The sequence below is a fragment of the Mesorhizobium sp. M0207 genome, assembly GCF_040321995.1.
Taxonomy (GTDB): domain Bacteria; phylum Pseudomonadota; class Alphaproteobacteria; order Rhizobiales; family Rhizobiaceae; genus Mesorhizobium.
Map to the genome: position 1 here is coordinate 228,884 of NZ_JAMYSQ010000005.1, position 17,296 is coordinate 246,179.

The window sequence follows — 17,296 nt, forward strand, 5'->3', positions numbered from 1 at the left end:
GTCTACTGCCCCAGCCGTTCGAGCAGCACCGGGACGTGCACCTGATCGGATTTGTAGTTGCCGGTCAGCATGTACATCATGATGTTGACGCCGGCACGCAGCGCATAGATGCGCTGCATCGGATCCGAAGGCACCGTCGGCAATAGCGGGTCGCCATTCTCGTCGACGGCCCAAGCGCCGGCGAAATCATTGGCGGTGATCATGATCGGCGAAACGCCGTCGCCGGTGCGCACCGGGCGGTTCTCGGTGTTGCTGGCTTCGAGCGATGCCTCGACCCAAAGCGGGCTGCCGGCAAAACGGCCGGGAAACTCCGGAAGAATGTAGAAGGATTTGGTCAGCACGTGATCCGACGGCACCGGTTCAAGCGGTGGCACGTTGAGGTTGCCGAGGATGTCGCGCAGCCGCTCCGTCGCCGGGCTGGTCGAATCCGCACCAATGCCATTGGCGAACTGGTCGCGGGTGTCGAACAAGACCGTTCCGCCCTGCTGCATGTAGGCGTCGATGCGGGCGATGGCGGCCTCGCTGGGCATCGGGGCCGAGGGATCGATCGGCCAGTAGATCAGCGGATAGAAGGAAAGTTCGTCCTTCGAGATGTCGACGCCGGCCGGTGCTCCGGGTTCGAGCGCGGTTTTTTCGATAAGAAAGCGGGTCAGGCCTTCGAGCCCGGCGCGGCTGATCGAATCGACACCCGGCTCGCCGGTCAGCACATAGGCGATCCGGGTCTTTGAAATGTCCCCGATCGCCTCCGTATCTCCCGGTTTGGCGTCGTCGGCGCGCGCGACGTCCGCGTGGCCAATCAAAGCGCCGAGCGCAATCAGCAGGACGGCTGCCGTGGCCGCAGCGCCGGCACGGCGCGGCCGGCGCGACAACAGGCCGCCCATCCAGAATACGGCAAGCGTGTCGAGCACCATCAGCACCAGAGCGGCCGTGACAAGCGGACCTTTGAGGTTGTGCTGCTCGTCGAAGGCATACTGGATGGTGGTGACCGGCACCGTGATTTCAGGCCGGGCCAGCGGCGTGAATGCGCTGTCGCCACCGAGCAGATTGTGAGCGAACACTCCCGTCTCCGAGCCGTAGAGGCCGGGCGGGTTTTCCAGCGTCACCGGCAGCGGGCCGGCGCCGGGCACCAGCGGCCTGGCATCCGGCGTCGGCGGCACCAGCGTGCCGTCGGCAGCGATCATGCGATAGGGTGCCAGCGACGTGGCGGCTGCCTCGGCATTGGCGACCGCCGAGCCCTGGTTGCGCGACAATTGCACGATGCGCCGCAGCATCTCGACGAAGCTGCCGGAGATCGGCAGGTTGGACCACGTCGCCTCGGGGGTGACGTGGAACAGTACGAGGGTGCCCTTGTCCTTCTTCATCCCGGTCACCAGCGGCGTACCGTCGGCAAGCGTGGCCCAGGTGCGCTCGACAATGTCGGGCGTCGGCTCGGCCAGCACCTGCCTGGTAACGGTGACCTCGGTCGGCGGCGCGAGGTCGGCGAAGGGACCGGTTTTCGGGAATTCGGTGACCGGCTGCGGCGCCGTCCATGACAGCGCGCCGCCAAGCGATCGCTCGCCGGTGCGCAGCCGGACCGGCAGCAGATCGTCGTCATTGCCGGCAGCGGCCAGCCGCGAACCGGCAAAACGCACCAGCGTGCCGCCCTTGTCGACCCAGTCGACCAGCCTCTGCCGCGCCTGTTCCGGAATGGTGCCGACATCAGCCATGACGATCATCGCCGGTTTCTGGTCGAGCAGTTGCGGGATGGCGTCGGCGAGATCGACGCTCGACGGCTCGACGAGATCGGCGAAGGGCTGCAGGGCGCGGCGAATGTAGTAGAGCGGCGACAGCAGCGGTTGCGCCTGATCAGCCTCGGACTGCGACAGCAGCCCGACGCGGCGGCGTTTTGAGCTCTCATCGAGCACGCGGACGGCACCGGCCTGGCGCTCGCCATCGAGCGCGATGTAGGCGAAGTCGTTGCGCAGTTCGAACGGCACCGCCATCGTGCCGGTTGCGGTGGTTCCGCCCGGGGCAAAGGTCAGCGTCGCGTCGGCAATGCGGCGCCCCTTGTCGTCGAACGCGCCGGCCGTCACCTGTGCAGGTGCCGGATCGCCCGGTGCGCGGATGGCGGTCAGGGCGAAGCCGTCGACCTGGTTGTCGGCGCCGGTCAGGCCGGTCAGCGACAGCCGGTCGGAGACGGCCCAGACGACACGTGCCGCGTTCTTTGACAACAACGTGTTGAAGGCGGCTTCGTCGCCTTGCGCCGCCAAGCCATCGGCGAGCACTGCGACGCTTGCGCCCGGCAGCGACTCCAGGGCTGACGCGACGCGGGCGTAGACGGCGGGGCGGTCGGTCGGGATCGGCCGCGGCTTTGCCGCGCGCAGCCGGTCGAGCGCGGCAGCGGCATCGAAGGGACCGATCTCGGCATTCGGCTTCTCGGCGGTGAAAGCGATGAGCACCGGCACGCCGTTCGAATTGGCATCGGCGATCAGCCGCTCGGCGGTGGCGACCCGCTTGCCCCAGTCGGCGGCACTTGCCCAGTCATTGTCGATCACCAGCGCCAGGGCGGCGCCTTCGGCCGGCAGCTTTTCGCGCGGGTTGAAGACGGGTTCGGCAAGTGCTGCCACGACAAGCGCGGCCATCAGCAGCCTGAGCAGCGTCAGCCACCAAGGGCTCTGCTGCGGCGTTTCTTCGCGCCTCAGCACGCGGGCGAGAATCCTGAGCGGCGGAAACACCTCGGCTTGCGGCCTGGGCGGGGTCAGCCGCAGAAGCCACCAGATCACCGGCAGCGCCAGCAGGCCCCACAGCACCATCGGCGCCCCGAAGGAGAGCGGCAGCCAACTCATGCGCGGGCCCTCCCGGCAAAGCTGCCTTCGGCGGTCATCGCCATGTGGATGCGCACCAGCGCCTCGGAGGCAAGGCGATCGGTATGATTGACGGTAAAGCTCCAGCCAAGCCGTTTGCACCAGGCGGCCAGTTCCTGGCGGCGGGCGGCATAAAGCAGGCGATATTCCTCGCCCAGCATTTCGGCGCGGCCGGCGGTCAGCTTGTCGCCGGTCTCAGGATCGGTGAATTCGGTGCGCCCGGCATAGGGGAAGCTTTCCTCGGCCGGATCGGCGACCTCGACCAGATGGGCGCGCACGCCGTGGCGGGCGGGAACGTCCAGCCACGCAATAGTGTCCTCGACGGGGTCGAGGAAATCGCTGACGAGGACGATGTCGCAGAACCGGCGAATGCCGGATAGATCGGGCTTTGCCGGCAGGTCGCCGGCGTGCATCAGTTGCGCCGCGATGCGCTCGGCGCCATTGCGGGCGGTGAACGGGTCGGTCAGGCCCGGCCAGGCAATGCGCTCGCCGCTGCGCGACAAAAGCTCGGCCATGGCCAACGTCAGCACCAGGGCGCGCGATTCCTTGGAAACGCTGGCCCCGGTCGATTTGTAGAGCATGGAAGGCGAGGGATCGGCCCACAGCCACACCGTGTGGGCAGCCTCCCATTCACGGTCGCGGACATAGGTGTGGTCGTCGCGAGCGGAACGGCGCCAGTCAATGCGCGAGGAATCGCCTTCGACATAGGGCCGGAACTGCCAGAAATTCTCGCCGATACCGCGCTTGCGGCGGCCATGCCAGCCGGCAATTACCGTGTTGACGATGCGGCGCGCCTCGACCAGCAGGTCCGGCACCAACGAAGCCCGCAACCGGCCTCTGGCGAGCGCATCGCGCGTCGCTGCCGGTGCCTGCGCTTCACCGATGCGCGCCATCAAATCCCTTTCGCGAGCTTCGCCACAACATCGCGAACCGTGGTGCCCTCGGCGCGGGCGGCGAAGGTAAGCGCCATGCGGTGCTGCAGCACCGGCTCGGCCAGCGCGCGGACGTCGTCGACCGACGGCGCCAGCCGGCCGTCATAGAGGGCGCGGGCGCGGGTGCACAGCGTCAGCGCCTGGCTGGCGCGCGGGCCTGGGCCCCAGGCGACGTGCTTGTCGGTATCGGCGTTGCCCTGGCCGGGGCGCGCTGAGCGCACCAGCTTGAGGATCGCCTCGACGACGCTTTCCGGCACCGGCATACGGCGGATGAGCGTCTGGATGTCCTTCAGCCGCGCCGGCTGCAGCACGTTTTCAGCCTTGGCATCCTCGATACCGGTGGTTTCCAGCAGGATGCGGCGCTCCGCCTCGATCTCGGGGTAGAGGATATCGACCTGCATCAGGAAGCGGTCGAGCTGCGCTTCCGGCAGCGGATAGGTGCCTTCCTGCTCCAGCGGGTTCTGCGTCGCCAGAACGTGGAACGGTGACGGCAGATCATGGCGCACGCCGGCAATGGTGACGTGGTATTCCTGCATCGACTGCAGCAGCGCCGACTGGGTGCGTGGCGAGGCGCGGTTGATCTCGTCTGCCATCAGCAGTTGCGCAAAGATCGGCCCGGAAATGAAGCGGAAGGAGCGCTTGCCGAATTCATCCTGCTCCATCACTTCCGAGCCGAGAATGTCGGATGGCATCAGGTCGGGCGTGAACTGGATGCGGCGCGAATCGAGGCCGAGCACGATGCCCAGCGTTTCGACCAGCTTGGTCTTGGCGAGGCCGGGCACGCCGACCAGCAGTGCATGGCCGCCGGCCAGCAATGCGACGAGCGTGCGCTCGACGACGCTTTCCTGGCCGAAAATGACCCGGCCGACGCCGTCACGGACCCTCGAAATGTCGGCCAGCGCTTTCTCGGCCTGCGCCACCATGTCCTTTTCGCTGATTGGGCTTTCCTTGATCATAACGCTCATGCAGCATCGATCCTTCTGTTGGAAACACCGCTTGGCACCTTGGTGCCGCAGAGAATGCCGCGATTCGGCTTCGCATGCGCCTGCAATGAACTTAAATCACAGACTTAGGCTGACAAGCGGAACAACAGTGACTATTTCGTGACCATGACGGAAGCCGCCGACCATCGTGAAGAGAGCCTGACGGCCGCGACCGAGGCGCGCGGGCTGGAAGCGCTGGTCTCGCGCGCGACGCGCGCCGGTAAGGGGCCGGCGCCGGTGGAACGCTGGAATCCGGCATTTTGCGGCGATCTCGACATGGAAATCAAGCAGGACGGCACCTGGTTCTATCTGGGAACGCCGATCGGCCGGATGCCGCTGGTGCAGCTTTTTTCCTCAGTGCTGCGCAAGGACGTGGACGGCAGGACTTACCTGGTGACGCCGGTGGAAAAGGTCGGCATCCGCGTCGCCGACGCGCCCTTCATTGCCGTCGAGATGGACGTGTCGGGCGTCGGCGACGGACAAATCATCACCTTTCGCACCAATGTCGGCGACGTGGTCGAGGCTGGGGCGGGACACCCGCTGCGCTTCGTCGATGAGGACGAGACAGGTGGCCTGAAGCCTTATGTGCTGGTGCGCGGGCGGCTGGAGGCGCTGGTGGCACGGCCGGTGATGTACGAGCTGGTCGAGCACGGCGAAGAGATCGACATCGGTGGCAAGAGGATGTTTGCCGTCCGTTCCAAAGGCGAGGTCTATCCAATCATGCCGGCTGAGAAACTGAAACGGCTGAGCGCATGATGGACCGCCTATGATGGATCAGGTGATGCCGTTGCCGTTTTCCGTTGCCGGGTTTCGCCAGCGCGTCGCGGCGCAGCCGCTGGCGCATGCCGGCGACGATTTTGGCGACCACCGCTTCAATCCGGGCCATCCCAGGCTGAAGCTGGCCAAGGCGCTGCGCGATGCCGCCGTGCTGATCCCGGTGGTCGATCATGGCCATGAAGCCACGGTCCTTTTGACCAGGCGGGCCGAAAAGCTGCGCAACCATTCGGGGCAGGTGGCTTTCCCCGGTGGTACCATCGATCAAACCGATGCGAGCCCGGAAGCGGCGGCGTTGCGCGAGACATTCGAGGAGATCGGTCTCGATAGGGCTTACATCGAGATCGTCGGCCGTCTGCCGGACTACGTTTCCGGCAGCGGCTATCGCATCGCCCCGGTGCTCGGGATTGTGCGGCCCGGTTTCAGCCTGACGCTGAATTCCGACGAAGTCCATGCCGTCTTCGAGGTGCCGCTGGGCTTTCTGATGGACCCCGCCAACCACACCAGAGACAGTCGCATGTGGAACGACCTCGAATGGTTCTATTACGAGATGCCCTATGGCGGCCAGCGCATCTGGGGCGTCACCGCGGGCATCATCCGTACGCTTTATGAAAGGCTCTATTCGTGAGCGATCCAGTGTCGATCGCGGGCAAGGCCGGGTGGCTCGGCGAACGCCACCTGCAGCGCCTGCTCGCGGCGCTGACTGATGGCGGCGAGGAGGCGCGTGTCGCCGGCGGTGCGGTGCGCAACACGCTCATCGGCCAGCCGGTCGCCGACATCGACATCGCCACCACCACGGTGCCCGAGGAAACCATCCGGCGCGCCGAGGCGGCAGGCTTCAAGACGGTACCGACCGGCATCGAGCATGGCACAGTCACCGCGGTCGGCCACGGCAAGGCCTATGAGGTCACCACGCTGCGTGCCGATATCGAAACCGACGGCCGGCGCGCCAAAGTGTCGTTCGGCCGCGACTGGAAAGCCGACGCTGAGCGGCGTGATTTCACCATCAATGCACTCTATGCCGAAGCCGATGGAACGGTCGTCGATCTGATCGGCGGTATCGCCGATATCGAAGCGCGGAGGCTGCGATTCATCGGCGATCCGGAAGCCCGTATCCGCGAGGATTATCTGCGCATCCTGCGTTTCTTCCGTTTCTTCGCATGGTATGGCGACGGTAGGCCGGATGCCGAAGGGTTGAAGGCTTGTGCTCGGCTGAAGCAGGGGCTCGACCAGCTTTCGGTCGAGCGCGTCTGGTGGGAATTGAAGAAATTGCTGTCGGCGCCAGATCCGTCGCGGGCGCTGCTGTGGATGCGCCAGGCCGGCGTTCTGACCGCCGTTTTGCCGGAAAGCGAGAAATGGGGCATCGATGCCATCCACGGGCTGACCAAGACCGAGAAGGACCTGGCCTGGGCGCCGGACCCGCTGCTCAGGCTGGAATCCATCGTGCCGCCGGATGCCGCGCGCATGAAAACGCTTGCCGAGAGATTGAGGCTTTCCGTGAGCGAAGCAAGCCGGCTGCGGAATTGGGCGATCACGGCTGCCGTCGATCCGAAAACGACTGAAGGAGAGTTGGCGAAAAGGCTTTATTTTGGCGACCGCCAAGGCTTTGTCGACCGGTTGCGGCTGTTGCTCGCTTCCGCTCGAGCCCGCGCGGTCGAAGACAATGACGCACTGCTCGAAGCCGGCGGCTTCTCGCGCCTGCTTGCCTTCGCTGCAAAATGGCAAAACCCTGTTTTTCCGGTCAAGGGCGCCGATCTGACGACGCTTGGCGCATCACCGGGGCCGAAGCTTGGTGCAACGTTGAAGAATCTCGAAAAGGAATGGGTCGAGTCCGGTTTTGCGCTTGATCGCGGCGCGCTGCTCAAGCGCGCCGCGGAGGCACTCGAATCCTGACCGTCACGCTGCGTCGCGGACCTTTTCGATGCGCGAGCGGATCGCCTCGATCATCGTCTCGCGGATCACCGTCTCGCCGTGCGTCTCGCGCAGATGCTCGACGGCACGGCGCATGACCTCAGCCTCCTCCTCGGCGCGTGTGTGCCACTCGCAGCCGGGTACGAGCGACCCGCAATGGAATTCCTTCATCGGCTTCTCCTCATTTCCTCCTTGGAGCGCCGCGCCGCGCAATGACACGGAAGCCCCAGACCTTTGATTGCGCGATCCGGAAACCGTGTCCGGTATCCGGGCTACACGCTGGCCAGCTTAGCATAACACGATCGAACGGTTTTGGTTGCCTTAGAGTGCCCGTGCGTCCAAGCCGACACGCGGCCCTCTAGTGATCGGGTTGCGAAAGGGCGGAGCATCGCTGCTCCGCCCTCTTGCGCTACCCAGGAGTAAGACCTCGTCTTGCTCCAGCGGGCAGGTCATCACTTCACGATCTTGACTGCCTCGGCAATTTTATCCTTGCCGCTCATATCCCACGTGACGCGGACCTTTTCGCCGACCTTCAGGCCAGGATCCTTGAAGGTCTGGGGCAACGTAAAAGTGGCTCCGTTATCCAGAACTAGGCTCATCGCCGTTCCATCAAAGCTTTTGATCGTGCCGGTGGTGTGCTTGACCGCAGCGAATGCGGCAGTACCAGAGGCGAGAACGGCAGTGGCGGCTGCGGTCATAATAAGCTTGCGCATGGCATGCTCTCCTGGAAAATACGGGCACCGCTTGGGAAAGGTGCCCGATTCAATCATGGGCCGTCCGGTCACGTCGGGTCGCGGCTCTCGGGAGTAAAGAACCGCCGGCGTTTCCCGGCCCGACGCGACAAATAGCCCAATCTTTACAATGATATATTAGACGAAAAAGATATTTTCTGGCGCGCCTTGCGCCACATTCGCCGTCAAATTCTGGGGATTTGGACCCGATTGCGGCTCACGTCGTGCTCACCGAGATTTTACGGCCATTTCGCTTCTGGCGGCAGGCTGGACAGGATCGAGGAGACATTGCCGCCGGTCTTTAGCCCGAAGATGGTGCCGCGATCGTGAAGCAAGTTGAATTCGACATAACGGCCGCGGCGGATGAGCTGCTCGTCACGGTCGCCATCGGTCCAGTTGTCATTGAAGTTGGCGCGCACCAGATGTTCGTAGACGACGAGAAAAGATCGCCCGACGTCCTGGACGAAGTTGAAATCGGCGTCCCAGCCGCCTTTGTCCTCATCCGAATGCAGCCAGTCGAAGAAGATACCGCCGGTACCGCGTGGCTCGTCACGGTGCGGCAGGTAGAAGTACTCGTCGCACCAGGCTTTGAATTTCACGTAGTCGGCGATCGCCGCGTTCTTCTCGCAGGCAAATTGCATCGCTCTGTGGAAGGCGATCGTGTCGGGGTCGTCCTGGCTGCGGCGGCGGTCGAGCACCGGTGTCAGATCGGCGCCGCCGCCGAACCACTGGCGCGAGGTGACGACCATGCGCGTGTTCATATGCACGGCCGGCACGTTGGGGTTCCACGGATGGGCGATCAGCGAAATGCCGCTTGCCCAGAAGGAGGGGTCCTCTTCGGCGCCCGGCATCTGCTTCCTGAATTCGGGGGAGAACTCGCCGTGGACGGTCGAGGTGTGGACGCCGACCTTCTCGAAGACGCGGCCGTGCATCATCGACATGATACCGCCGCCGCCCTTGCCGGCATCGCGTTGCCACGGCGTCTTTTCGAAGCGGCCGGGCGACCAGCTAGCCTGCGGCCCCTGCAGGTCCTGCTCGATCTGCTCGAAGCTGGCACAGATGCGCTCGCGCAACGTCTCGAACCACAGCCGTGCCTTCGTCTTCTTCTGTTCGATGTCGGCTGGCAGCCCCGCCGGTATCTCGGGTCGTTGCAAATCCTGTCTCCGGTTGCGGGCGCGCCCGACAAATGACTCGTCTTTTCCGGCCGCGATCCCTAATCTCTTGGGTGCAAGGGTCAAGTGTGAATGGAGTACTTTCGTGCGCACCCCGGCAAGACCGCCGCTGGATGGCCTGAAGAAGAGGCTCGACCGTTCGCGCGCCGAGAACGCGCGCATGCCGCGCGACGGCTTCCTGCGCGAGACCTTCGTGCTGCCGCGCTCCGACGCTCGTCTCAAGGCGAAGGAATGGTTCGAGCGCTTTCCCAAGCAGGCCTATTGGACCGAGATCGAAAGCTGGTTCGAGCGGCCGGGCGACGTGATCGAGTTCACCATCAGGCGGCTGCCGGCGGCGGATTAATGCTCCGGTCTCGAGGCTGAACGTATCAGGGCTAGTTCATCTGCCCTGAACGATCTTGATAAACACGCTTCTGTCGCCCGTTCCAAGATGCGCTCTTTTCATCTCGGCATACGTCAGGCGCCCATTCGCGAAGGCCCGCACGGTTCTTCCGCACCAGACACGTGGCGCCGCGGCTGCGCTGACATTCATGATCTTGCCAGCTTCCTGCTTCGAACTGAGAGGCGATTGCTCCGAATGCCTGATGCATTCCGTAAGCACTTTCTTATACATGGCAGGACTGCCTTGAACCAAAGTCCTTGCCGTATTCCATTCACCTTCGCTCGGCATGCATCCAGCCAACACAATGGCGCCAAGCAACACGGCGTAAGTCTTGTATGCAAATTTCAATTCTGCCCCCCAAGGTTAGTTGCAGGGGCGTATCAAGCACGGGCACATGAACTTCACAAGACTGTATAGTGACTAACGGACAGGATAAGTTCGCTGAACCCGTCCAGACCGTCATGGCTTCAACGCACGACCAGCCTGCGGGCGCCCGCGCCGTCCCTTGCCAGCCTGTCGTTCTTATTCCGCAGCGGACATTTGTCGATCGACATGCAGCCGCAGCCGATGCAGTCGCTCAGCCCGTCGCGCAGCTTCTTGAGCTGACTAATTTTCTGGTCGAGGTCATCGCGCCAAGCCGTCGAAAGCAGGTTCCAATCCTCGCGCGTCGGCGTCCGGCCTTCAGGCAATGATCGAAGGGCTGTGCCGATCTCGGCCAGCGAAATGCCGACCTCCTGAGCTACCTTGATGATCGCCACCCGTCGCAGCACGTCGCGGCCATAACGCCGCTGGTTGCCTGATGTGCGGTGGCTGCGGATCAGCCCGCGTGCTTCGTAGAAATGCAGCGCCGACACCGCCACGCCGCTGCGCATCGCCACCTGGCCGACTGTTAGTTCCGTTGCCGCAGCCATCTCCGATTTTCCGCTTGACCTCAAGTTAAGTTGAGCTTGTAGCGAAGAAGCCTCGAAGATGCAAACGGCAGGAGAAGGCGATGGGCGTCTGGATGAGAATGACCGGAGAGGACGCAGTGTTGCGTGAGGACGACGCCTTGGTCGCTGCGGCCGGCGATCGCGTACACATCCTAGCGGAGCTGCCGGATCGCCTCGGCCGCCACCATCGCAACGGAAAGCGCGACGTTGATGCTGCGCGCGCCGGGCTGCATCGGGATGATCAGTCGCGCATCCGCCGCCTCGTGAACGGCGTCCGGCACGCCTGCGGATTCACGGCCGAACAAGAGAATGTCGTCGCCGGCAAAGGCGAAATCCGTGTAGGCGGCAGCTGCTTTGGTCGACAGCAGCACCAGCCGCCGCTTGGCAAGCTTGCGCCAGTCCTCGAAGGCGTGCCAGTCGACATGGCGGGTGAGCGCCGCCATTTCGAGGTAGTCCATGCCGGCGCGTTTCAGCGCCCGGTCACCGAGCGGGAAGCCCGCCGGTTCGATGATGTCGACGCCGAGACCGAGGCAAGCGGCGAAGCGCAGGATTGTCCCGGTGTTGCCGGCGATATCAGGCTGGTAGAGCGCGATGCGGAGACGGTCGGTCATTTCCGCGTCTTTCTAATAAGTGGCAGATCAGCCACAGAGCTCTCGCGGTTTTGGAAATTCCTGGACTGGCGGGTGGTCATTTTCTGCGAAGTCGGTTATACGGCCAGCATTGTCAACCCGAACCGATGGAGGGGTAATTCATGATGGCCATGCACATCCACCACCCCTCTCGTGGGCTTACCAGCCCGACGGCGGTTTCGGTACGACGATTCTCCTGACCTTCTAGACTTCAATCGCACCGATTCCCGCCGAAACCTTTTTCGGCCTTTGAAGGAATCCTGCGATGTTTTTCAAGCTGTGGAAGGGGCTGAACGCCTCACCTGAACACGCTTCGACCGATGCCACCTTTGCCGCGCCGCGCGTGCCCGCGGCCTGGGTTGGTTCACCCTTCTACCTGCATCTTCAACTGGAGGACGGACCGATGTTCGATCCCTGTAGAATACCCGGCTCAAGAAGCCTGCACGAGCGGAAGACTGCGACCTGGGCGCTTTTGATCGGCGAGACCTACTCGTCGGCGGTTCACGCCGAGACCCGCCGGCGTCCGCATCGCGGTATGCTGCCGGACGTCGATTTCTCGCGCGCCGTTCCGGACTATAGCCGGCCGTCGCTGGTGCGCCGGATCATCAGGCTGATCCGGCCTGGTGCAAAAACCAGCGCGAAAATCCGGATCGTCAAAACGTCGTCAGCATCGTCAAACGAGACTGTCGGCGAAAGGCCCGCGACAACCTATATAGCGCGAAGCAGGACCGGCGAGGCGGACGATTCCGTATCGCCGGTCCTTGACGCCATGCGGTCTGGGCACCCCGTCCGTTCGCGTGCCGCGTGAGCGGAAACAGGTATTGTGAGCATCTCTATGTTTAGCTGGTTTGAAAAAAGGCTCGATCCGTTCCCTGCCAAGGAGCCGGTCGAGCCGCCGCGGACACTGATCGCCTTCTGCGTGCATTATACGCGCGGCGCGTGGCCCTACATCGCTCTCGATGCGGTACTGGTGACGGCCATCGCCCTTGCCGAGGTGTGGATGTTCGGCTTCATGGGCCGGATCGTCGACTGGCTGTCCGGACAGAATCGCGAGACGTTCCTGCAGACCGAAGGCTTGAAGCTGGCCGGGATGGCCTTCATCGTGGTTTTCGCGCTGCCGGCGACGGTCTGGTTCCATTCGCTGCTCAACCAGCAGACGCTGATGGGTAATTATCCGATGCGTATCCGCTGGCAGGTGCATCGTTACCTGCTCAAGCAGTCGATGAGCTTCTATCAGGACGAGTTTGCCGGGCGCATCGCGACCAAGCTGATGCAGACCGCGCTCGCGGTGCGCGAGTGCGTCATCAAGCTCATCGATGTGCTCAACTATATCGTCGTCTATTTTCTCGGCATGCTGTTCATTGTCGGCTCGGCAGACTGGCGGCTGGCTGCGCCGCTTGCCGTCTGGCTTGCCGGATATGTCCTGCTGTTGCGCTATTTCATCCCGCGGCTGGGCAAGGTCGGCGAGGAGCAGGCTAATGCGCGCTCAACCATGACCGGCCGTGTCGTCGACAGCTACTCCAACATCCAGACGGTCAAGCTGTTCTCGCATGCGCGGCGCGAGGCATCCTTCGCCAAGGACGGTATGGCCGGCTTTCTCGATACAGTCTACCGGTCGATGCGGTTGGTGACGCAGCTCTACGGCCTGCTCTACGTCCTGAATTCGCTGCTGTTGTTTTCGGTCACTGCAATCTCGCTATGGCTGTGGCTCGGCCAAGCCGTGACGATCGGCGCCGTCGCCCTGGTCATCGGCCTCGTGCTTCGGCTCTGGGGCATGTCGCAATGGATCATGTGGGAGATGTCCACGCTGTTCGAGAATATCGGCACGGTGCAGGACGGCATCGCCTCGATCTCGCTGCCGCGCCTCGTCGAAGACCGGCCTGGCGCCAACGATATTGCCGTGACCAAGGGCGAGATCCGTTTTGAGGACATCCGGTTCCACTATGGCAAGCAGAAGGGCGTGATCGAAAGCCTGTCGCTGACGGTGAAGCCGGGCGAGAAGGTCGGCATCGTCGGCCGTTCGGGTGCCGGCAAGTCGACGCTGGTCAATCTTCTGTTGCGCTTCTATGACCTCGAAAGCGGCAAGGTCCTGATCGACGGCCAGGACATTGCGGCGGTGACGCAGGACTCGCTGCGCGCCCAGATCGGCATGGTCACGCAGGACACCTCGCTGCTGCATCGCTCGGTGCGCGAGAATATCCTCTATGGCCGGCCGGACGCCAGTGACCAGATGCTGATCGAGGCGGCGCGGCGCGCCGAGGCGCTGGATTTCATCGCCGGATTGTCGGATTCTAACGGTCGAAAGGGTTTCGATGCGCATGTCGGTGATCGCGGCGTCAAATTGTCCGGCGGCCAGCGGCAACGCATCGCCATAGCCCGTGTTATGCTGAAGGACGCACCAATCCTTATCCTCGACGAAGCGACCTCCGCCCTCGATTCCGAGGCCGAGGCGGCCATCCAGGAGAACCTCTACAGACTGATGCAAGGCAAGACCGTCATCGCCATTGCGCACCGGCTGTCGACGATCGCCGCCATGGACCGGCTCGTCGTCATGGACAAGGGCCGCGTCATCGAGGAAGGTTCGCATGAGGAACTGGTTGCCAGCGGCGGGCTCTACGCCCAGCTCTGGCAGCGCCAGTCGGGCGGCTTCCTGCTCGACGACGGCCCCTCCGCCAACGATGCAGCCGCCAACGATGCAATCGCCAAGGGTGAAGCCGCCGAATGATGACTGCCATCTACCGCTGGTTCGAGAACTGGGTCTATCCATTCCGCGAGCCTGCGGACCTTCGGCCACCTGCCGGCGTCAGGGGTTTCCTCTGGCATTATGTCGGGCAGGCGAAGATCGCCTTCTTCGCCATGCTGGTGATCGGCGGCATCGCGCCGCTGGTCGAAGCCGGACTGTTCTATTTCGTCGGGCGGCTGGTCGACATCCTCGACCAGCTTCCCGGTGAACGCAGCTGGCACGCTCTGTGGACTGCCGCCGGCCCGGAACTTGTCTTCATGATCGCGGTGGTGCTGGTCATCCGCACCATTGTCGTCGGCCTGTCGGCGCTGGTCGACGAGCAGACGATCACGCCGGGTTTCTATAATCTGGTGCGCTGGCAGGCGCATCGCCATGTCTCGCGCCAATCCTACGCCTTCTTCCAGAACGACTTTGCCGGGCGTATCGCGACCAAGGTCTGGCAGGCGGGACAGGCGACCGGCGATCTGATGGAAAGCTTCATCGAGGTGGTCTGGTTCATGGTCGTCTATACGGTGACGACGCTGGCGCTGGTCGCCGGGCTCGATCTCCGGCTGGCGGTGCTGGTGGTGATCTGGATTACCGCCTTCGGCTTTCTGGCCAGGCGCTATTTGCCGGCAATCCGCAAACATGCCGAAGCCACCGCCGAAGCCGGCTCGATGATCACCGGCCGCCTTGTCGATTCCTATTCGAACGTGCAGACGTTGAAACTGTTCTCGGCCGATGGCGACGACCGCTACATCAGGAACGGCTTCGACATCTATCTCGACGCGCTGCGCCCGTTCACCCGCAGGCTGACCGGCGTGCGCATGGCGCTGACGATGCTGTCGGGCATTATGATCACGGCGATCGCCTGCTTTGCCGTTTATCTCTGGGTCGAGGGTGCGATCACAGTCGGCGCCGTGGCTTTCACGCTGTCTTTGGTGCTGCGGCTGAACATGCTGCTCGGCCGGCTGATGATGCAGCTCAACGGCATCTTGCGGAACCTCGGCGTGCTGGAGAATTCCAAGGCGCTGATCTCACAGCCGCTCGGCCTGACCGATGCGCCGGACGCGAAAGAGCTTGTCGTCGGCGGCGGGCGTATCAACGTCAACAATGTCGAGTTCCACTACGGCAAGGGGTCCGGCGTGCTCAACGGCATCGACCTCGTCGTGCGGCCGGGCGAAAAGGTCGGCCTGGTCGGCCCGTCCGGCGCCGGCAAGACGACCTTGGTCAATCTGATCCTGCGCCTCTACGACCTCGAGAGCGGCAAGATCACCATTGACGGGCAGGACGTCTCCAGGGTCACGCAGAATTCGCTGCGCGCCAATATCGGCGTCGTCAGCCAGGATACGGCACTTTTCCACCGCTCGCTGCGCGACAACATCAAGCTCGGCATGCCGGAAGCGACCGACGCCGAGGTGGTCGCGGCAGCGAAGAAGGCCGAGGCGCACGAGTTCATCCTCGGTCTGCGCGACAATCGCGATCGTATCGGCTACGAGGCCTATGTCGGCGAGCGCGGCGTCAAGCTCTCCGGCGGCCAGCGCCAGCGCGTGGCGATCGCCCGCGTCTTCCTCAAGGATGCGCCGATCCTGGTGCTCGATGAGGCGACCTCGGCGCTCGATTCCGACATCGAGGCGGCGATCCAGGAAAATCTGGCAAGGCTGATGGAAGGCAAGACGGTCATCGCCATCGCGCATCGGCTGTCGACCATTGCGGCACTCGACCGGCTGGTGGTGCTCGACGAGGGCCGCATCGTCGAGCAAGGCACGCATGACGAGCTGGTCGGGCTCGACGGGCTCTATGCCAGGCTGTGGAAGCGGCAGTCCGGCGGTTTCCTGTTCAACGAGGAGAGCGCGCTGGCCGAGACCCGGCCGGCGGAGTAGTTTCTAAAGACCGGAGTAGACCATCGCGGTGAGAATGCCATCGAATTTCGGACGGTCCGGCGCGCAGGAGAGCGCGTTGGACCTGCTTGGCCATGAAATCCTCGGCGAGAAGGCGGCCGCGCTCGGCCGCGCCGGCCGGCGCGTCGAGGAAACATTGACGAGGCTGCGCGAGAATTGCGACGATGTCGACCGCGCCCGGCTGCTCAGGGATGCAGCCGAAGCGGTGCACGGGTATTTCATCCAGCGCGAACTCTGCGGCCTGCGCAAGCACGACGCGGTGATCCGGGAATACAACATTCCCAAGGCCGTGCTGGCCAGGCTCGGCGCCAGCGCATGATCCGAACCGGAACTGGTTTGAGAAGCGTTATTCCAGCCACTCGGTGATGAAGCTGCCGTTCTCGTGTATGTCGGTGGTTTCCAGCGGGCCTGGCCCGAGATTGGTGAATTTGTGCGGCGTGTTCGGCGGTACGACCAGGATCTGGCCGGCGGTGGCCTCGATCTGCCGGTCGCCGATGGTGAACAGGCCGGTGCCGGTCCGGATGATAAAAATCTCGCAATAGGGATGGCTGTGCAGCCTGGGGCCGCCGCCGATGTCAGGCAGGTAGTTGAAGATCAGGCAGCTGCGGGAGCCGTAAGCTCCGCCTTGCAGCTCGCCCTGCCAGTGGTCGGGCCAGCGGTCGGGCGCTTCGGCCCATTTGCCGCGGTCTATGACATGCGCCATAGGCCGAGGATAAACCGGGCGAGCGCCAGATGTCGAGGCGAACGCAGGCATTTGGTTTTGCTGCTGTTTTCCAATCGTTCCGCCGTGCGAATTACGCCCCCGCGACAATCTGCCCTTGTGCCTTCACCCGTCTGGACAAAAACAGGCTTCACGCATAAACCCAAGTCCCAAATGCCGGAGGAATTCGCTAGCCTGTTCGCCATGCGCTGTCGGGCCGGCGCGATTGAGCGGGGAACAAGGCTCGGCCGCCGGCACGGAAGAGGCGAAAGGATCAGGCACCCGTGAGCGCAACCGACACCCAGGATCCCAACCGTCGTGATTTTCTCTACGTCGCCACCGGCATGGCCGCAGTGGTCGGCGCGGGCGCCGTTGCCTGGCCATTCATCGACCAGATGCGCCCGGATGCCTCGACGCTGGCGCTCGCCTCGGTCGAGGTCGACGTCTCCTCGCTGACGCCGGGAATGTCGCTCGTCGTGAAGTGGCGCGGCAAGCCGGTTGTCGTGCGCAACCGCACCGAAAAAGAGATGAAGGACGCCGAGGCGGTCAATCTCGCCGAACTCAAGGATCCAATTGCCCGCAATGCCAACCTGCCGGCCGACGCGCCGGCAACCGACGCCAACCGGACCACGCCGGGCAAGGAAGCCTGGATGGTGATGGTCCAGGTCTGCACCCATCTTGGCTGCA

The 17,296-nt window shown here is 63.7% G+C and carries 19 protein-coding genes; 9 read left to right on the plus strand and 10 right to left on the minus strand.

Annotation, left to right across the window (positions count from 1 at the left end; genetic code table 11):
* Positions 1–2: 2 nt before the first annotated feature.
* Genes NKJ15_RS11020 through NKJ15_RS11030 form a run of 3 tightly spaced genes read right to left on the minus strand, consistent with a single transcriptional unit; the run spans position 3 to position 4,740 of the window.
* Complete coding sequence (locus NKJ15_RS11020) at positions 3–2,825, minus strand: DUF4159 domain-containing protein (protein ID WP_352815260.1); 2,823 nt, start codon at positions 2,823–2,825, stop codon at positions 3–5.
* Complete coding sequence (locus NKJ15_RS11025; protein ID WP_352540998.1) at positions 2,822–3,736, minus strand: DUF58 domain-containing protein; 915 nt, start codon at positions 3,734–3,736, stop codon at positions 2,822–2,824. Before NKJ15_RS11025 ends, NKJ15_RS11020 begins: the two co-directional genes overlap by 4 nt.
* The gene (locus tag NKJ15_RS11030; RefSeq protein ID WP_352450525.1) at positions 3,736–4,740 is read right to left on the minus strand and encodes an AAA family ATPase; all 1,005 of its coding nucleotides are present in this window, start codon (positions 4,738–4,740) and stop codon (positions 3,736–3,738) included. Before NKJ15_RS11030 ends, NKJ15_RS11025 begins: the two co-directional genes overlap by 1 nt.
* 144 nt (positions 4,741–4,884) lie before the next feature.
* Here NKJ15_RS11030 and NKJ15_RS11035 point away from each other — a divergent pair, with 144 nt between their 5' ends.
* Genes NKJ15_RS11035 through NKJ15_RS11045 form a run of 3 tightly spaced genes read left to right on the plus strand, consistent with a single transcriptional unit; the run spans position 4,885 to position 7,425 of the window.
* Positions 4,885–5,514: a DUF1285 domain-containing protein gene (locus NKJ15_RS11035; protein ID WP_352815286.1), complete on the plus strand. Its 630-nt coding sequence runs from the start codon at positions 4,885–4,887 to the stop codon at positions 5,512–5,514.
* A gap of 13 nt (positions 5,515–5,527) precedes the next feature.
* The gene (locus tag NKJ15_RS11040) at positions 5,528–6,160 is read left to right on the plus strand and encodes a CoA pyrophosphatase (RefSeq protein ID WP_352815288.1); all 633 of its coding nucleotides are present in this window, start codon (positions 5,528–5,530) and stop codon (positions 6,158–6,160) included.
* Complete coding sequence (locus NKJ15_RS11045) at positions 6,157–7,425, plus strand: CCA tRNA nucleotidyltransferase (RefSeq protein WP_352815262.1); 1,269 nt, start codon at positions 6,157–6,159, stop codon at positions 7,423–7,425. The genes NKJ15_RS11040 and NKJ15_RS11045 overlap by 4 nt, the downstream gene beginning before the upstream one ends.
* Before the next feature lie 3 nt (positions 7,426–7,428).
* On the opposite strand, the gene NKJ15_RS11050 is transcribed toward NKJ15_RS11045, so the two are convergent.
* The 3 genes from NKJ15_RS11050 to hemF all read right to left on the minus strand — a co-directional run bounded on the left by NKJ15_RS11050 (position 7,429) and on the right by hemF (position 9,328).
* Positions 7,429–7,614 carry a DUF1059 domain-containing protein gene (locus NKJ15_RS11050; protein ID WP_023679490.1) on the minus strand — a complete coding sequence of 62 codons (186 nt, stop codon included), beginning with the start codon at positions 7,612–7,614 and terminating at the stop codon, positions 7,429–7,431.
* 281 nt (positions 7,615–7,895) lie between these two features.
* Positions 7,896–8,156: a DUF1344 domain-containing protein gene (locus NKJ15_RS11055; protein WP_352541000.1), complete on the minus strand. Its 261-nt coding sequence runs from the start codon at positions 8,154–8,156 to the stop codon at positions 7,896–7,898.
* Between the two features lie 257 nt (positions 8,157–8,413).
* On the minus strand, positions 8,414–9,328 hold the full coding sequence (hemF, locus tag NKJ15_RS11060) for an oxygen-dependent coproporphyrinogen oxidase (protein WP_352541001.1): 915 nt from the start codon (positions 9,326–9,328) through the stop codon (positions 8,414–8,416).
* A 103-nt stretch (positions 9,329–9,431) separates the two neighbouring features.
* Here hemF and NKJ15_RS11065 point away from each other — a divergent pair, with 103 nt between their 5' ends.
* Positions 9,432–9,689, plus strand: a complete 258-nt coding sequence (locus tag NKJ15_RS11065; protein ID WP_023679487.1) for a hypothetical protein — start codon at positions 9,432–9,434, stop codon at positions 9,687–9,689.
* A gap of 36 nt (positions 9,690–9,725) precedes the next feature.
* On the opposite strand, the gene NKJ15_RS11070 is transcribed toward NKJ15_RS11065, so the two are convergent.
* From NKJ15_RS11070 to NKJ15_RS11080, 3 genes are all read right to left on the minus strand, one after another.
* Positions 9,726–10,076 carry a hypothetical protein gene (locus NKJ15_RS11070; RefSeq protein WP_352815265.1) on the minus strand — a complete coding sequence of 117 codons (351 nt, stop codon included), beginning with the start codon at positions 10,074–10,076 and terminating at the stop codon, positions 9,726–9,728.
* 119 nt (positions 10,077–10,195) lie between these two features.
* Complete coding sequence (soxR, locus tag NKJ15_RS11075) at positions 10,196–10,639, minus strand: redox-sensitive transcriptional activator SoxR (RefSeq protein ID WP_023679485.1); 444 nt, start codon at positions 10,637–10,639, stop codon at positions 10,196–10,198.
* A 170-nt stretch (positions 10,640–10,809) separates the two neighbouring features.
* Complete coding sequence (locus NKJ15_RS11080) at positions 10,810–11,268, minus strand: tRNA (cytidine(34)-2'-O)-methyltransferase (RefSeq protein ID WP_352815267.1); 459 nt, start codon at positions 11,266–11,268, stop codon at positions 10,810–10,812.
* Positions 11,269–11,551: 283 nt separating this feature from the next.
* Between NKJ15_RS11080 and NKJ15_RS11085 the strand changes: the two genes are divergently transcribed.
* The 4 genes from NKJ15_RS11085 to NKJ15_RS11100 are packed head-to-tail and all read left to right on the plus strand — an operon-like array spanning position 11,552 to position 16,228.
* Positions 11,552–12,094 carry a hypothetical protein gene (locus NKJ15_RS11085; protein ID WP_352815269.1) on the plus strand — a complete coding sequence of 181 codons (543 nt, stop codon included), beginning with the start codon at positions 11,552–11,554 and terminating at the stop codon, positions 12,092–12,094.
* Between the two features lie 27 nt (positions 12,095–12,121).
* Entirely contained in the window at positions 12,122–14,011 is a 1,890-nt protein-coding gene (locus NKJ15_RS11090; protein WP_352815271.1) for an ABC transporter ATP-binding protein, read from the plus strand.
* Positions 14,008–15,891, plus strand: coding sequence for an ABC transporter ATP-binding protein (locus NKJ15_RS11095; protein WP_352683923.1), 1,884 nt, complete (start codon positions 14,008–14,010; stop codon positions 15,889–15,891). The genes NKJ15_RS11090 and NKJ15_RS11095 overlap by 4 nt, the downstream gene beginning before the upstream one ends.
* 22 nt (positions 15,892–15,913) lie before the next feature.
* A complete protein-coding gene (locus NKJ15_RS11100) occupies positions 15,914–16,228 on the plus strand; it encodes a DUF6665 family protein (protein ID WP_352469730.1) in 315 nt (104 codons plus the stop codon).
* A 27-nt stretch (positions 16,229–16,255) separates the two neighbouring features.
* On the opposite strand, the gene NKJ15_RS11105 is transcribed toward NKJ15_RS11100, so the two are convergent.
* Complete coding sequence (locus NKJ15_RS11105) at positions 16,256–16,612, minus strand: cupin domain-containing protein (RefSeq protein ID WP_352469828.1); 357 nt, start codon at positions 16,610–16,612, stop codon at positions 16,256–16,258.
* Positions 16,613–16,893: 281 nt separating this feature from the next.
* On the opposite strand from NKJ15_RS11105, the gene petA reads away from it, so the two are divergent.
* The coding region (petA, locus tag NKJ15_RS11110) for a ubiquinol-cytochrome c reductase iron-sulfur subunit (RefSeq protein WP_352815274.1) at positions 16,894–17,296 on the plus strand (403 nt) is incomplete at its 3' end.

Coding starts and splice junctions, on each gene's coding strand:
- NKJ15_RS11105 (WP_352469828.1), bottom strand. CDS start 16,612: ATGGCGCATGTCATAGACCGCGGCAAATGGGCCGAAGCGCCCGACCGC.
- NKJ15_RS11050 (WP_023679490.1), bottom strand. CDS start 7,614: ATGAAGGAATTCCATTGCGGGTCGCTCGTACCCGGCTGCGAGTGGCAC.
- soxR (WP_023679485.1), bottom strand. CDS start 10,639: ATGGCTGCGGCAACGGAACTAACAGTCGGCCAGGTGGCGATGCGCAGC.
- NKJ15_RS11085 (WP_352815269.1), top strand. CDS start 11,552: ATGTTTTTCAAGCTGTGGAAGGGGCTGAACGCCTCACCTGAACACGCT.
- NKJ15_RS11055 (WP_352541000.1), bottom strand. CDS start 8,156: ATGCGCAAGCTTATTATGACCGCAGCCGCCACTGCCGTTCTCGCCTCT.
- NKJ15_RS11080 (WP_352815267.1), bottom strand. CDS start 11,268: ATGACCGACCGTCTCCGCATCGCGCTCTACCAGCCTGATATCGCCGGC.
- NKJ15_RS11090 (WP_352815271.1), top strand. CDS start 12,122: ATGTTTAGCTGGTTTGAAAAAAGGCTCGATCCGTTCCCTGCCAAGGAG.
- NKJ15_RS11025 (WP_352540998.1), bottom strand. CDS start 3,736: ATGGCGCGCATCGGTGAAGCGCAGGCACCGGCAGCGACGCGCGATGCG.
- NKJ15_RS11040 (WP_352815288.1), top strand. CDS start 5,528: ATGGATCAGGTGATGCCGTTGCCGTTTTCCGTTGCCGGGTTTCGCCAG.
- NKJ15_RS11035 (WP_352815286.1), top strand. CDS start 4,885: ATGACGGAAGCCGCCGACCATCGTGAAGAGAGCCTGACGGCCGCGACC.
- NKJ15_RS11020 (WP_352815260.1), bottom strand. CDS start 2,825: ATGAGTTGGCTGCCGCTCTCCTTCGGGGCGCCGATGGTGCTGTGGGGC.
- NKJ15_RS11030 (WP_352450525.1), bottom strand. CDS start 4,740: ATGAGCGTTATGATCAAGGAAAGCCCAATCAGCGAAAAGGACATGGTG.
- NKJ15_RS11095 (WP_352683923.1), top strand. CDS start 14,008: ATGATGACTGCCATCTACCGCTGGTTCGAGAACTGGGTCTATCCATTC.